Below are 13,457 nucleotides of genomic sequence, written 5' to 3' on the forward strand. Positions count from 1 at the left end.
AAATGGAAATCATTTATGAAGACTTTAAGGAGGCATTATCTAAAATAAAAGTGCTAAGAGAAAACGCTAATATAATAGAAGAAACTGTTCAAAGAAGTGTAAGAGAAATCATTAGAAATGTAAGGGAAGGGAAAGATGAGGCTTTATCTTTCTATACAAAAAAGTTTGATGGTGTAGAGATGAAAGATTTTTGTGTAAGTGAAGAAGAAATACAGCAAGCGAGTATGCTTGTAGAGAATTCATTTTTAGAAGCTTTAAAAGAGGCGAAGAAAAACATTGTTTCGTATCACGAAAAGCAAAAGAAGTACTCAATATTCGATTGTGAAAGTAAAGGCATAATTAGAGGGCAGCTCATTCGGCCATTAGAAAATATAGGTGTATATGTACCGGGTGGGACAGCCTCATATCCTTCTTCAGTATTAATGAATGTATTGCCGGCGAAACTCGCAGGTGTGAAAAAGATTGTAATGGTAACACCGCCGAGGAAAGAAGGAATTGATCCTCATATATTAGCTGCTGCAAATCTTGCGGGGGTAGATGAAATTTATACGATAGGTGGCGCGCAAGCAATTGCGGCTTTAGCATACGGGACGGAATCGATTCCGAAAGTGGATAAAATAGTTGGACCGGGAAATTTGTACGTCGCTCTAGCGAAACGAGAAGTATACGGAATAGTAAATATCGATATGATTGCTGGTCCATCAGAAATTGTAGTTGTCGCGGATGAAACAGGTAATGCAAAATATATCGCAGCGGATTTATTATCGCAAGCAGAGCATGATGAGAGAGCAACGGCAATTTGTATTACAACGAATATGGAACTAGCTAAAGAAGTAGAAAAAGAGGTAGAAAGACAGTTAGAAATGTTACCAAGAAGTGAAATTGCACGTGAATCAATAAATAGAAATGGAGCCATCTTTATCGTTCCTTCTTTAGAGGAGGCACTAAAGTTATCAAATGAAATTGCTCCAGAACATTTAGAGTTACATATAAAAGAACCGATGAATGCTCTAGATTATGTGAAACATGCAGGCTCTATTTTCCTTGGGCCATATGCACCTGAACCGCTCGGGGATTATTTGGCGGGACCGAATCATGTATTACCAACGAGCGGAACGGCAAGATTTTTTTCTCCGTTATCAGTCGATGATTTCGTGAAAAAATCAAGTTTTATTTCTTATACGGAGGAAGCATTAAAAAATGTACAGCATCATATTGTAGAGCTTGCAAATAAAGAAGGGTTACATGCACATGCGAGAGCAATCCAAATAAGGTTTGAGGAGGAAAAATAATGCGTCAGTCCAGTCAAGTACGTCAGACGACAGAAACAAAAATTAAATTAAGTTTGCAGCTTGATGAAAGTACGAATGTATCTATTCAAACGGGGATTGGTTTTTTCGATCATATGCTGACTTTATTTGCTAGACATGGAAGATTTGGATTGCAAGTTGAGGCAGAAGGTGATGTATTTGTCGATGCACATCATACCGTTGAAGATGTTGGAATTGTACTCGGAAATTGCTTGAAAGAAGCATTGCAAAATAAAGAGAGAATTAATCGTTACGGTTCAGCGTATGTACCGATGGATGAATCTTTAGGATTTGTCGCAATTGATATAAGTGGACGCTCATATTGTGTATTTCAAGGGGAATTAACAAATCCGAAGCTCGGGGATTTTGATACAGAATTGACGGAAGAATTTTTTAGAGCAGTTGCACATGCTGCCAATATTACATTACATGCGCGCGTTCTATATGGAAGTAATACACATCACAAAATTGAAGCATTATTTAAAGCTTTTGGTAGAGCGCTTAGAGAAGCGGTCGAAAAAAATGCCAACATTACTGGTGTAAATTCAACGAAAGGGATGTTGTAATTGATTGCCATTATAGATTATGGAATGGGGAATATTCGTAGTGTAGAGCAAGCATTAAAATATATTGGGGCAGAGCACATTGTAACGAGTGATAAAGAAGAGATATTGAGAAGCGATGGCGTGATTTTACCGGGAGTAGGTGCATTTCCGAAAGCGATGGAAGTATTAGAAGAAAGAGATTTAGTGTGTGTACTAAAAGAAGTTTGTGATATAGGAAAACCACTCCTCGGTATATGTTTGGGCATGCAGCTTTTATTTGAACGAAGTGAGGAACTAAAAGGTTGTAGTGGGTTAGGTTTACTACCAGGGGAAATTCGTAAGTTAAAAGTTTCGTATAAAATTCCTCATATGGGATGGAATGAATTAAGGAAGGAAAGAGAATTTCCGCTTTGGAATGGATTAGTAGATGGTTCTTTCGTGTATTATGTTCATTCATATTACGCGGATTGTCCAGATGAAATTGTATGCGGAGTAAGTGATTATGGAATGCAAGTACCAGGGTTTGTAGCGAAAGGAAATGTATTTGGTGCACAGTTTCATCCAGAAAAAAGTGGTGAAATTGGCATGCAAATATTAAAAAATTTTCAAGGGGTGGTAGAAGCATGGAAATCTTCCCGGCTATCGATTTAAAGGAAGGGCGATGCGTTAGACTTTATCAAGGAGAGTTTAGTAAAGAAACGGTGATGAATGAAGATCCGGTAGCGCAGGCGATCATATTTGAAAAGCTTGGAGCGGAAATACTACACATTGTTGATTTAGACGGTGCAATTGCTGGCGAGTCGCTAAATTTTCTCGTCATTGAAAAAATCTGCAAGGCGGTACGTATTCCTGTGCAAGTGGGAGGAGGAATTCGTTCACTTAAAGCGGTGGAGAAGTTATTGTCAGTAGGTGTAGAAAAAGTGATTTTAGGAACAGCGGCTCTTTATGATAAGTCATTTTTAGAGGAAGCAGTTCATCTATATAAAGAGAAAATCATTGTTGGAATTGATGCGAAAAATGGTTTCGTAGCAACGAGAGGTTGGCTTGATTTGTCTGAAATTTCTTATATTAGTTTAGCGAAACAAATGGAAAGTTTAGGTGTTCAAACGATTGTGTTTACAGACATTTCGAAAGACGGGACGCTTGCAGGGCCAAATTTTGAACAATTGACGTTACTTCAAAAAAGTGTGGGCATTCGTCTCATTGCCTCTGGAGGAGTGGCATCTATTCAAGATGTGAAAAAGTTAAATGATATGAATATATATGGTGTCATAATTGGAAAGGCGCTTTACGAGAAAAAGATTGATTTAGAAGAAGTATTACAGGTAACGAAGTTATGTTAGCGAAACGAATTATTCCATGTCTAGATGTGAAAGAAGGGCGAGTCGTAAAGGGTGTAAATTTTATAGGATTACAAGATGTCGGTGATCCGGTTGAAATAGCTGAAGCATATAACGAGGCAGGGGCAGATGAAATCGTATTTTTAGATATTACGGCGACCCATGAAGGAAGAAAAACGATTATAGATGTTGTAGAAAAAACAGCAGCAAAAGTATTTATTCCTCTTACGGTTGGCGGGGGGATTTCAAGTGTGAAAGATATGTACAATTTACTAAGAGCTGGAGCAGACAAAGTTTCAATAAACTCAGCGGCAGTGCGAAACCCGAAGCTAATCGAAGAAGGGGCAGAACACTTTGGATCACAATGTATTGTCGTCGCAATTGACGCTAGAAAAGTAGCGGAAGATAAATGGAACGTATACGTCAACGGTGGAAGAGTTGACACAGAAATGGATGCTATAGAATGGGCGAAGCGTGTTGTTAAGCTCGGGGCGGGTGAAATTTTGTTAACGAGTATGGATGCAGATGGAACGAAAAGTGGATATAATCTTCGTTTAACAGAAGAGATTTCAAAAAGTGTTTCCATTCCAGTCATCGCATCAGGGGGCTGTGGTCATACGGATCACATTATAGAAGTTTTTCAAAAGACAACGGTTGATGCAGCGTTAGCGGCATCCATATTTCATTATGGTGAGGCGACAGTGCAGAGTGTAAAGCGAAAATTAAGAGATGCAAATGTTGAGGTGCGGTTATGAAACCTAATTTTTCAAAAGGATTAATACCAGCAATTGTCATCGAAGAAGGTACGAAAGAAGTTTTAATGCTAGCTTATATGAATGAAGACGCATATGAAAAAACGTTAGAGACGAAAAGAACATGGTTTTATTCTCGTTCGAGGCAGTCGTTATGGAATAAGGGAGAAACATCAGGGAATGTTCAATATGTGCAATCTCTATACTTAGATTGTGATCAAGATTCAATTGTTGTGAATGTGAAACAAGTAGGGCCTGCTTGTCATACGGGGGAGAAGACATGCTTTCACTATCAAATTATATAGGGGGGATACATATGGAAAATGCCTTTAAGTTGCTGTATAAAACAATTGAAGAACGAAAGGAAAGCCCACTTCCTGAATCGTATACAAATTATTTATTTTCAAAAGGAGAAGATAAAATTTTAAAGAAAATTGGTGAAGAGTGCGCTGAAGTAATTATCGCATGTAAAAATAATGATAAAGAAGAAGTAGTGAAAGAAATGGTTGATGTATTTTATCACTGTTTCGTTTTATTGGCTGAAAAAAATATTGCATTGGAAGATGTCATGCGAGAGGTGAAAGAACGAAATGGAAAGCTTTCGAGAGTTGGGGATAGAAGGGAAATAGATACATTATAAGGGGGAATGTATATGAAAGTAGATTATCATCTTCACTTAGAAGAAGGACCGTATTCAATAAGATGGCTTGCTAAAATAAATGAAGCGTTGGAATGTTATGAACCGCTTCAAGAAAGGCATTCTATTGATTGGCTTATGAAAACACAAGAGCGTTTGCAAAAGCGTGTGAAGGAAGGGCCATTTACAAAAGAATGGATGGATCTCTATTTAGAAGAAGCTGTGCGAAAAGGAATAAAAGAAGTGGGAATTGTTGATCATCTATATCGTTTTCATGAAGCGCAAGGATATTATGAAAAATATGTAGATATTAGTGATTCTAAGCTTGGTCGTATACAGAAGGAATGGTTAGATCAAGTAAGGGTAGTTTCACTGTATGATTTTACAAAGGCAATTGAAGAAGCGAAAGAACGATGGAGTAAAAGAGGTGTCACACTTAAACTTGGAATTGAAGCGGATTATTTTCTTGATTGTGAAGGAGAGTTAAAAGAATTATTAGCGCTAGGAGACTTTGATTATGTAATTGGTTCCGTTCATTTTCTAAATGGCTGGGGATTTGATAATCCGGATACGAAAGAATATTTTGAGGTGCATGACCTACGCACATTATACGATACGTTTTTTAAAACAGTTGAGAGTGCGATTCATACAGAGTTATTTGATATTATCGCTCATCTTGATAATATAAAGGTATTTAATTATCGATTGGATGAGAATGAACAGCTTTCTTATTATGAGGAAATTGCCTGTGCGTTAGTAGAAACGAATACGGCAACAGAAATAAATGCAGGACTGTACTATCGTTACCCTGTTCGTGAAATGTGCCCAAGTCCACTATATTTACAAGTATTAGCTAAGTATGGTGTTCCAATTACGATTTCTTCGGATGCCCATTATCCAAATGATTTAGGGAATTATGTACAAGAAAATGTACAAACATTACGAGCTCACGGTGTTACTCAGGTCGCAACATTTACGAAGCGAGCAAGAGTAATGAGGTTGCTTGAAGAAGAAGTAACAAATTTAAAATGAAACGCGATTTTTTGATGAAAACCGTCCTTTTTGTTCAAAATAAGAAAGAATGAAAAGGAGGGTAAGAAATGGCGAAACAACAAAATAAACAAAATGTACAAGTTGCACAGCAACAAGCTTATACGTCTGAAACGAATGCTGCATCTCAATCGGTTATTGAGGAGCAAATTAGCGATACGGTTGCAGAAGGAACTATTGATGTGAAGCTCGGAGAAGAATCGCAGGAAAAAGCGTAAGAAGAGGGGAGAGTTGTATCTCCTCTTTTTTTATGGAAAAGTGTCGATTTTCAAAACTATAATCAAATTCCTTGGTTTTTATATATGGATTTCTTACAATGAAATATAAGAGATATCTTATTTTCTATAGAAGAGGTGTTAGTAGTGGCAAAAATATTAGTAGCGGGAAAAATTCCAGAAATTGGATTAGAACTATTAAAAGATCATGATGTAGAAATGTACGATAAAGAGGAGTTAATTTCTATAGATGAATTAACAGAGCGTGTAAAAGATAAAGATGCATTGTTAAGTTTACTTTCAACAAAGGTGCCAAAAGAAGTTATTGATGCAGCGCCTCATTTAAAGATTGTTGCAAACTATGGTGCTGGTTACGACAATATTGATTACACGTATGCTGGCGAAAAAGGAATTGCAGTAACGAATACACCGAAAGTATCAACGGAAGCGACTGCAGAATTAACATTTGCACTTCTTTTAGCAGCGGCGCGTAGAATTCCTGAAGGGGATACGTTATGTCGTACGACTGGATTTAACGGATGGGCACCGTTATTTTTCTTAGGACGAGAAGTCCACGGTAAGACAATTGGAATTATTGGTCTTGGAGAAATCGGGAAGGCTGTTGCAAAACGTGCGAGAGCATTTGGAATGGGTGTTTTATATACAGGGCCAAATCGTAAGCTTGAAGCTGAAAGTGAACTGGGAGCAACGTATGTGACGTTGGAAGAATTATTACAAACAGCAGATTTTATTACAATTAACTGTGCTTATAATCCAAAATTACATCATATGATTGATGAAGAGCAGTTTAAAATGATGAAGAAAACAGCGTATATTGTAAATGCTTCACGTGGACCAATTATGAATGAAGCGGCACTTGCTCATGCATTAAAAACGAATGAAATTGAAGGGGCAGCTCTTGATGTGTTTGAATTTGAACCGAAAATTACAGAAGAGCTAAAAGAATTAAAGAATGTAGTGCTTGCTCCACACGTAGGGAATGCAACGTTTGAAACTCGTGATGCGATGGCTGAAATGGCTGTCAGAAATATTTTAGCTGTATTAAACGGCGAAGAGCCAGTAACACCTGTAAATCAAAAGGTATTAGTCACAAAATAAAAAGAAACCTTCCGGACTCGGAAGGTTTCTTATTTTTCTTTATTCGCTTTTTTAGACGGTCTTTGTCTAATGAATTGAGATAACATGTATAAAATATATAGTGGAATGGCAATGAATAAGAAAACAGAAAAATTGCCAAATCCTGTTTGATACATTGTAATAATGATTCCAACTAAAAATAGTGTAATAATGATGCTATATCGTGGAATTGGTACATCTTTTAAACTTGGGATACGAATGCGGCTCACCATTAAAAATGCGAACGTTACAAATACGGTAATAAGAACGATTTTTGGAATGGTATGTGAAAATAATGTTAAGAAAGCAACAAGCCCTCCCGCTGCTGTAATCGGTACTCCAGTGAAATATTTCATTGAAGTAGAAGATGGTGTTACATTAAATCGTGCTAAACGATATGCCCCGAAAAGAGGGAATAATCCCGCTATGTATAATCCGATGATTCCGTAGTTTGAGAAAGATGTGTAATACATTAAAACAGCAGGTGCTGCACCAAATGTTACGACATCTGCAAGCGAGTCGAGCTCTTTTCCCATTTGTGAATCAACACGTAATAAACGAGCAACACGACCATCAAGACTATCTAACATCATCCCGATAAGTACTAAAATAGCAGCTGATTTATAATATCCTAAAGATGCATAGCCGATTGATAAAAATCCGCTATATAAATTTCCGAGCGTAAATAAGTTTGGAATAGCTGCTCTATACAAAATCTGATCCCTTGCTTTCTGTAATAAATTCTTAATTAGTGTATGAAAGTTTACTTATTTTATCATACCATAAATTTATTCCTCATACGAAAGAAATTACCAATTTGTGAAAGATTTCATAGAAGGATGAGGAATAAATTAAGTGAAAATAAAAAGAGGAAGCAACTTGTATAAAGTTGCTTCCTTTACTATTCAAATTTCGTTGTCATCGTTCCGGTTTTATATCGATTATTAGGATCGAAACGTAATAAATCTCCATAAATTAATTTATCGGAGAGTTTTAATTCTGTTTTTGCTTTTTCAACATACGGCTGACATAGCGTCATGTCAGCTTCTTCACCCGTACTTCTTTTGTAGCACATATTTTTTGTATAAACATACTCTTCAGAAACAAAGCTACCATCACGCATTACCATAAGCGGGTCTTTTTCTTTAATAAATAAGTCAGTTCCAAATTCAACGGATTTATTTGTTTTAATACCAAGTAAATGAAGGAGCGTTGGTTTAATATCAATTTGACCAGATACTTTAGAAACAACTTTTCCTTCTTGACCAGGCACATGAATAATAAGAGGAACGCGTTGTAATTGCATAGAATCGAATGGTGTAATAGTATCTTTTCCTAGGAACTGTGCCATAGCTGCGTTATGGTTTTCGGAAATACCATAATGATCACCATAAATGACAATAACGGAATTATCATACAGTCCTTCTTCTTTTAATTGTTTAATAAATAATTTAAGAGCTTCATCTGTGTAACGAACAGTTGGGAAGTAGCGGTTTACAACACCACTTTCTGAGTTGAATTCATCAACATATTGGTCTTCCGGATTTAGAAGAAACGGAAAATGATTTGTTAATGTAATAAATTTTGTATAGAACGGTTGCGGTAAAGATTTTAACTTTGGAATAGATTGTTCAAAGAACTCTTTATCTTTTAATCCCCAACCGACAGACATTTGTTCCGTTCCTACGTAATCATTTAAATTAAAGTAACGATCATATCCAAGTGTAGGATACATTACATTCCGATTCCAAAACGTTTTATCGTTTGAATGGAAGACGGCGGAAGAATATCCGTATTTCTTTAATTGTTCTGGTGTAGCTGTGTATTCATTTGTTGCATGAGTAAAGAATACAGAACCACGATCTAGTGGGTAAAGTGAGTTTTCAACGATAAATTCAGCATCAGAAGTTTTACCTTGTCCAGTTTGATGATAGAAGTTATCGAAATAGAAGCTATCCTTAATAAATTCATTTAAAAATGGTGTAATTTCTTTTCCATTTATTTTTTTATTAATAACAAAGCTTTGTGTAGATTCCATTGAAATTAAAATTACATTTTTACCTTTTGCAGCTCCAAATAAGTTTTTATCAACTTGCTTGTCTTTTGAGTCTGTATAGTTCTTAATTTCAGAAAATCCATCGCCACTTGCAAATACACGCTCAGCTGAAGACTTGGATTGGAGTGTAATATCAAATAGATGATATGTGTATAAACCTAAATTTTTCACAACAGTTTGACGGTCAAATGAGCGTGAGAACATTTGTGGTTTATAAATAACTGATACAACAATTTGTAGTGCTAATAAAGCTGTTACACCGCTAAAGAAAGTTCGCTTCTCTGAGCGGGAAAGTGGTGTTTTGTCGCCAAATGATGGGAATTTACGCGAAATAAACATTAAAATAATTGCATCTGCAAATAAAAGTAATGTTTTGTACGTAAAGAGTTCTTTTATACTTGTCCCTAAATCAGCCATATTGTTTGTTTGGAATAAAACCGGGAAAGTAACGAAATCGTTATAGAACCCATAAAACATTGCGTTTCCAAATAAAATAAATGACAGTATAAAACTGATTCCAATTATAATTCGGTTTCGGTGCTTAGATGCAAGTAAAGCTAAGCCGAAAAATAAAAGTAACGCAGCTAGTGGATTAATAAAAAGCATGAATTCTTCAAAGAAATTATCAATTTTAATATCAAATGCTAGCTTGTACACAATATATGTTTTAATCCATAGTAAAACGACTGCAACGAGTGCAAATCGCAGTTTTGGAAACAGATGTTGTAGCATAATATACTCCTCTCCTAAAAAGCATGACAGTTCTTGTGAGTCAGTTTGCTTAACGACTCCTTTTATATATACGAACAGTCCTTTGTTATTATGATTATTATACTATGAGTATCATTATACGAAAATAAAAGGGGGTTGTGGGCTTTTTTATAATAATCGAGTAGAAAAAGATTGGTGGGAGACAATAAAACAGAATTTCTATGTATGATAATTATCGTACGTAGAAAGAATCGCGTGATATACGGAGGTTATAATGCGAAAATTATTATATTTTATAGCATGCAGTAGTGTTATACTTTTTACTTCACCGAGTGTGTCGGTAGCTCAATATGATGCACCTCTTATGGAAGATGCACTTTATTCTGTTTTATTTCCAAAAATAAATAAAGCAATTGAAAAACAATATGGAAGTTTGAAACCTTATCAATGTCCTAAAATTATTAGTTTAAAAAAAGTGTATAGCGGTACATATTTATTTCAAGCAAGTATTGAAGTGACAAAGTATGAACGTGTTGCTGGGAAAATTGCTCCACCATTTGAGAAGGTAACGATTACATTTAATAACGAAGAAGGCGAATGGGAAGTGACAAAGATTTCAGTAAAGCGCTTACCAAACGATACAAAATTAAACTGTAAAAAAACAATATAAAAAATTGTTTGACAAATAAAATGGTCCTTTGGTATTGTTAATAGCAACAATTAGATGTTTGAAAATTAAATAGACTTACCTCATCTACTCTCAAAGGTAGAGGCCGCGATAGGAAAGAGTAAGCTATGGGAGATTTAATGGAATCTGTGATCATAGGTTGAAAGGGACTATTGCCGAAATATAAGAATAACCATCTTATTCATATATTGGGACTACATTGAATAAATGTAGTACTGTCATAAGATTTATTTTATGGAGAGCTATTTGGAGATGTTGATGCGGTTTCTTATTTTGAGGAGATAACAACTCGTTTATTTTTTCAATATATATTTTTCCTAATAAGAAACGCGTGTGAACATTGTTCCGCGCGTTTTTTGTCTATCTAAAAGCGTGCTGCAATGAATAGAAGATTGGGGTTATGAGTTTTAGAGGAAATAAGGGAGGAATTTAAATGTATTTACACGGCACAAGCCGAATTAATGGGCAAGGACACTTAGAAATTGGAGGGTGCGATACGACGCAGCTAGCAAAGCAATACGGAACACCACTTTATGTATATGATGAAGAGTCTATTCGAGGAAAATGCCGAGCGTTTCATCGTGCTTTTAAAGAAAGTGGTTTCTCTTATCAAGTAGCATATGCAAGCAAGGCGTTCTTGTGCATGGAGATGTGCCGAGTAGCTCGTGAAGAGAATATGTCATTAGACGTTGTTTCTGGGGGAGAATTATATACTGCGCTCCAAGCAGGATTTCCAGCATCACGTATTCATTTTCATGGAAATAATAAAACAGAAGAAGAGATAGTGATGGCTCTTCAGGCGAATATTGGTTGTTTTGTCGTAGATAATTTCTTTGAATTAGAAATTTTACACGATTTAGCGATGCAACATGGAAAATTTGTGAACATATTAATTCGTGTAACGCCTGGAGTAGAGGCGCACACACATGAATATATTACAACAGGCCAAGATGATTCGAAATTTGGATTTGGCGTTTCAAACGGTCAAGCGATGCAGGCAATTGGATTTGCTTTACAAAAATCAAATTATAATGTGCTAGGGATTCATTCACATATCGGATCGCAAATATTTGAAACAGCTGGTTTTGTTCGAGCAATTGAAGTTCTTCGCCAATTTTTAGAAGAAGTGAGAGAGCAAACAAACTATGTAGTAAAAGTGTTAAATGTAGGCGGGGGATTTGGAATACGCTACACAGAGTCGGATACACCATTAACTCTTGAGACATATGTGCGAGCTGTAACAAGTGCAGTGAGAGAACAATTTACTGTATGTGAATATCCATTGCCAGAAATATGGATTGAACCAGGCCGTAGCATTGTAGGTGATGCTGGGACAACAATTTATACAGTTGGATCTGTGAAAGATATTCCTGGTATTCGGAAATATGTATCAGTCGATGGTGGAATGACAGATAATTTAAGACCTGCTTTATATAGTGCGCGTTATGAAGCAATGTTAGCGAATCGAGGGAATGATGAGAATGAGGAACTCGTTTCGATTGCTGGGAAATGCTGTGAGAGTGGAGATATGTTGATTTGGGATATTCATTTACCAAAAGTCGCTTCTGCTGATTTACTAGCAGTTTCCTGTACAGGAGCCTACGGGTATTCGATGGCGAATAATTACAATCGGATTCGAAGACCAGCCGTGGTCTTTGCAAAAGGCGGAACATCGCAAGTAGTTGTGGAACGCGAAACATATGAAAATATTATTGGGAACGATCGCATACGTATTAAAGAGCTTGTCTAAATAGAAAAGGAGTTGTTCGGATGGGCAATTCCTTTTTTGTAAAATAAAATAATTAAAATATATCGGAAAACTAGGATTGAAAAAAATCAGAATTGTGATAAAATACAAATACAAAGCTTATCAAGAGAAGCGGAGGGAACTGGCCCGAAGAAGCTCGGCAACCTGCTTATAGAAAGCAAGGTGCTAAATCCAGCAAAATGGAATCCATTTTGAAAGATAAGGTAAAATATATTACCGAACAGTCTTTTCGAAATGGGAAAGATTTTTTTTATGAATAAAAAGGGGGGCTGTTCGCGTGAGTGTACGGGAACATTTTGATGAAGTATCCGAGAAGATTGAAGCGATGCTTGCTGATATGAAATATGGTTCAATTACAATTGTTGTGCAAGATGGAAAAGTAATTCAGTTAGAGAAAAGTGAAAAAGTACGTTTAAAGTGAAAAGCGCTGACTAGAAAAACTAGAGGCGGTTTTAACCTATTTTCATTAGGTTAAAACCGTCTTTTTGCTTTTACAGGGGGAAAAAACATGTTGACGTATGAAACGTGGGAAGAAAATGTTGTTTCATTTTCGGAAGAAGATGAAACAAAAGGCGCGTTATCAGTATTAAATTGGGCTTATGAAGAGTATAAAGATGAAATCGTCTATGCATGTAGCTTTGGGGTGGAAGGTATGGTATTGCTGCACCTTATAAACCAAGTAAATCCATCTGCTAAAGTTGTATTTTTAGATACAAATGTTCATTTTCAAGAAACGTATGAATTAATTCAAAGAGTGAGGGAACGATTTCCTTCATTGAATATTATAGAAAAACAGCCAGAACTTACACTTGATGAACAGGCGAAGTTGCATGGTGAAAAACTGTGGGAGAGCAATCCGAATCTTTGTTGTAAGATTAGAAAAATTTTACCTTTAGAAAAATCATTAGTCGTGGAAAAAGCATGGATATCGGGCTTAAGAAGGGAACAATCAGAAACACGTAAGCATACAAAGTTTATAAATCAAGATCATCGTTTTCAATCTATTAAAGTTTGTCCACTCATTCATTGGACGTGGAAAGAAGTTTGGCGATATGTATACAAACATAGCTTGCCGTATAACCCGTTGCATGATGTTGGCTATCCAAGTATTGGGTGTGAGAAATGTACTTTACCTGTAGGGGATGGTGGCGATTCAAGAGATGGTAGATGGGCTGGGAAAATGAAAACCGAATGTGGTCTTCATTATCAATAAGATGAATCTTGAAATAAAGCTAAGAGGGGATATAG

16 protein-coding genes and 2 riboswitches are annotated in these 13,457 nt (G+C 36.2%); of the genes, 14 read left to right on the forward strand and 2 right to left on the reverse strand.

Annotated features, from left to right (window positions below):
- Window positions 1-2: 2 nt before the first annotated feature.
- The 10 genes from hisD (at window position 3) to AC0ONG_RS05770 (ending at window position 6,968) form a co-directional block, all read left to right on the forward strand.
- The gene (gene hisD, locus AC0ONG_RS05725) at window positions 3-1,292 is read left to right on the forward strand and encodes a histidinol dehydrogenase (RefSeq protein ID WP_000402915.1); all 1,290 of its coding nucleotides are present in this window, start codon (window positions 3-5) and stop codon (window positions 1,290-1,292) included.
- On the forward strand, window positions 1,292-1,876 hold the full coding sequence (gene hisB / locus AC0ONG_RS05730) for an imidazoleglycerol-phosphate dehydratase HisB (RefSeq protein ID WP_001249962.1): 585 nt from the start codon (window positions 1,292-1,294) through the stop codon (window positions 1,874-1,876). The genes hisD and hisB overlap by 1 nt, the downstream gene beginning before the upstream one ends.
- Complete coding sequence (gene hisH, locus AC0ONG_RS05735; protein ID WP_000560346.1) at window positions 1,877-2,506, forward strand: imidazole glycerol phosphate synthase subunit HisH; 630 nt, start codon at window positions 1,877-1,879, stop codon at window positions 2,504-2,506.
- A complete protein-coding gene (hisA, locus tag AC0ONG_RS05740) occupies window positions 2,479-3,198 on the forward strand; it encodes a 1-(5-phosphoribosyl)-5-[(5-phosphoribosylamino)methylideneamino]imidazole-4-carboxamide isomerase (RefSeq protein ID WP_000402290.1) in 720 nt (239 codons plus the stop codon). The genes hisH and hisA overlap by 28 nt, the downstream gene beginning before the upstream one ends.
- The gene (hisF, locus tag AC0ONG_RS05745; RefSeq protein ID WP_000880106.1) at window positions 3,192-3,950 is read left to right on the forward strand and encodes an imidazole glycerol phosphate synthase subunit HisF; all 759 of its coding nucleotides are present in this window, start codon (window positions 3,192-3,194) and stop codon (window positions 3,948-3,950) included. Before hisA ends, hisF begins: the two co-directional genes overlap by 7 nt.
- On the forward strand, window positions 3,947-4,252 hold the full coding sequence (hisI, locus tag AC0ONG_RS05750; protein ID WP_000803959.1) for a phosphoribosyl-AMP cyclohydrolase: 306 nt from the start codon (window positions 3,947-3,949) through the stop codon (window positions 4,250-4,252). The genes hisF and hisI overlap by 4 nt, the downstream gene beginning before the upstream one ends.
- Before the next feature lie 11 nt (window positions 4,253-4,263).
- Window positions 4,264-4,587, forward strand: a complete 324-nt coding sequence (hisE, locus tag AC0ONG_RS05755) for a phosphoribosyl-ATP diphosphatase (protein WP_000426355.1) — start codon at window positions 4,264-4,266, stop codon at window positions 4,585-4,587.
- 12 nt (window positions 4,588-4,599) lie between these two features.
- Entirely contained in the window at window positions 4,600-5,616 is a 1,017-nt protein-coding gene (locus AC0ONG_RS05760; RefSeq protein ID WP_000861858.1) for a histidinol phosphate phosphatase domain-containing protein, read from the forward strand.
- A 68-nt stretch (window positions 5,617-5,684) separates the two neighbouring features.
- A complete protein-coding gene (locus AC0ONG_RS05765; RefSeq protein ID WP_001118892.1) occupies window positions 5,685-5,852 on the forward strand; it encodes a DUF4025 domain-containing protein in 168 nt (55 codons plus the stop codon).
- 144 nt (window positions 5,853-5,996) lie between these two features.
- Window positions 5,997-6,968 carry an NAD(P)-dependent oxidoreductase gene (locus AC0ONG_RS05770; protein WP_001062837.1) on the forward strand — a complete coding sequence of 324 codons (972 nt, stop codon included), beginning with the start codon at window positions 5,997-5,999 and terminating at the stop codon, window positions 6,966-6,968.
- A gap of 29 nt (window positions 6,969-6,997) precedes the next feature.
- Here AC0ONG_RS05770 and pssA read toward each other — a convergent pair whose 3' ends face one another.
- Together pssA and AC0ONG_RS05780 are read right to left on the reverse strand one after the other, a co-directional pair.
- A complete protein-coding gene (gene pssA, locus AC0ONG_RS05775; RefSeq protein WP_000285417.1) occupies window positions 6,998-7,699 on the reverse strand; it encodes a CDP-diacylglycerol--serine O-phosphatidyltransferase in 702 nt (233 codons plus the stop codon).
- A gap of 188 nt (window positions 7,700-7,887) precedes the next feature.
- Entirely contained in the window at window positions 7,888-9,774 is a 1,887-nt protein-coding gene (locus AC0ONG_RS05780; protein ID WP_474203539.1) for an LTA synthase family protein, read from the reverse strand.
- Between the two features lie 253 nt (window positions 9,775-10,027).
- Here AC0ONG_RS05780 and AC0ONG_RS05785 point away from each other — a divergent pair, with 253 nt between their 5' ends.
- The 4 genes from AC0ONG_RS05785 to AC0ONG_RS05800 all read left to right on the forward strand — a co-directional run bounded on the left by AC0ONG_RS05785 (window position 10,028) and on the right by AC0ONG_RS05800 (window position 13,422).
- A complete protein-coding gene (locus AC0ONG_RS05785; protein ID WP_001228823.1) occupies window positions 10,028-10,423 on the forward strand; it encodes a DUF3888 domain-containing protein in 396 nt (131 codons plus the stop codon).
- Between the two features lie 89 nt (window positions 10,424-10,512).
- A riboswitch (Lysine riboswitch) is annotated at window positions 10,513-10,694 on the forward strand.
- A 180-nt stretch (window positions 10,695-10,874) separates the two neighbouring features.
- Window positions 10,875-12,191, forward strand: coding sequence for a diaminopimelate decarboxylase (gene lysA, locus AC0ONG_RS05790; protein WP_000280641.1), 1,317 nt, complete (start codon window positions 10,875-10,877; stop codon window positions 12,189-12,191).
- A gap of 114 nt (window positions 12,192-12,305) precedes the next feature.
- Window positions 12,306-12,414, forward strand: a riboswitch (SAM riboswitch).
- Between the two features lie 72 nt (window positions 12,415-12,486).
- Window positions 12,487-12,630 carry a YezD family protein gene (locus AC0ONG_RS05795; protein WP_000116158.1) on the forward strand — a complete coding sequence of 48 codons (144 nt, stop codon included), beginning with the start codon at window positions 12,487-12,489 and terminating at the stop codon, window positions 12,628-12,630.
- Window positions 12,631-12,717: 87 nt separating this feature from the next.
- Window positions 12,718-13,422 (forward strand): phosphoadenylyl-sulfate reductase, encoded by a 705-nt coding sequence (locus AC0ONG_RS05800; protein WP_000959017.1) that lies wholly within the window; start codon window positions 12,718-12,720, stop codon window positions 13,420-13,422.
- The last annotated feature ends 35 nt before the right edge of the window (window positions 13,423-13,457 follow it).

This window comes from Bacillus sp. TCT6 (genome assembly GCF_056033845.1).

Bases quoted from the DNA above. Each gene is read 5' to 3' on its own strand.
- hisD (WP_000402915.1), top strand. From the start codon at position 3: ATGGAAATCATTTATGAAGACTTTAAGGAGGCATTATCTAAAATAAAA.
- hisB (WP_001249962.1), top strand. From the start codon at position 1,292: ATGCGTCAGTCCAGTCAAGTACGTCAGACGACAGAAACAAAAATTAAA.
- hisA (WP_000402290.1), top strand. From the start codon at position 2,479: ATGGAAATCTTCCCGGCTATCGATTTAAAGGAAGGGCGATGCGTTAGA.
- hisF (WP_000880106.1), top strand. From the start codon at position 3,192: ATGTTAGCGAAACGAATTATTCCATGTCTAGATGTGAAAGAAGGGCGA.
- hisI (WP_000803959.1), top strand. From the start codon at position 3,947: ATGAAACCTAATTTTTCAAAAGGATTAATACCAGCAATTGTCATCGAA.
- hisE (WP_000426355.1), top strand. From the start codon at position 4,264: ATGGAAAATGCCTTTAAGTTGCTGTATAAAACAATTGAAGAACGAAAG.
- AC0ONG_RS05760 (WP_000861858.1), top strand. From the start codon at position 4,600: ATGAAAGTAGATTATCATCTTCACTTAGAAGAAGGACCGTATTCAATA.
- AC0ONG_RS05765 (WP_001118892.1), top strand. From the start codon at position 5,685: ATGGCGAAACAACAAAATAAACAAAATGTACAAGTTGCACAGCAACAA.
- AC0ONG_RS05780 (WP_474203539.1), bottom strand. From the start codon at position 9,774: ATGCTACAACATCTGTTTCCAAAACTGCGATTTGCACTCGTTGCAGTC.
- AC0ONG_RS05785 (WP_001228823.1), top strand. From the start codon at position 10,028: ATGCGAAAATTATTATATTTTATAGCATGCAGTAGTGTTATACTTTTT.
- lysA (WP_000280641.1), top strand. From the start codon at position 10,875: ATGTATTTACACGGCACAAGCCGAATTAATGGGCAAGGACACTTAGAA.
- AC0ONG_RS05800 (WP_000959017.1), top strand. From the start codon at position 12,718: ATGTTGACGTATGAAACGTGGGAAGAAAATGTTGTTTCATTTTCGGAA.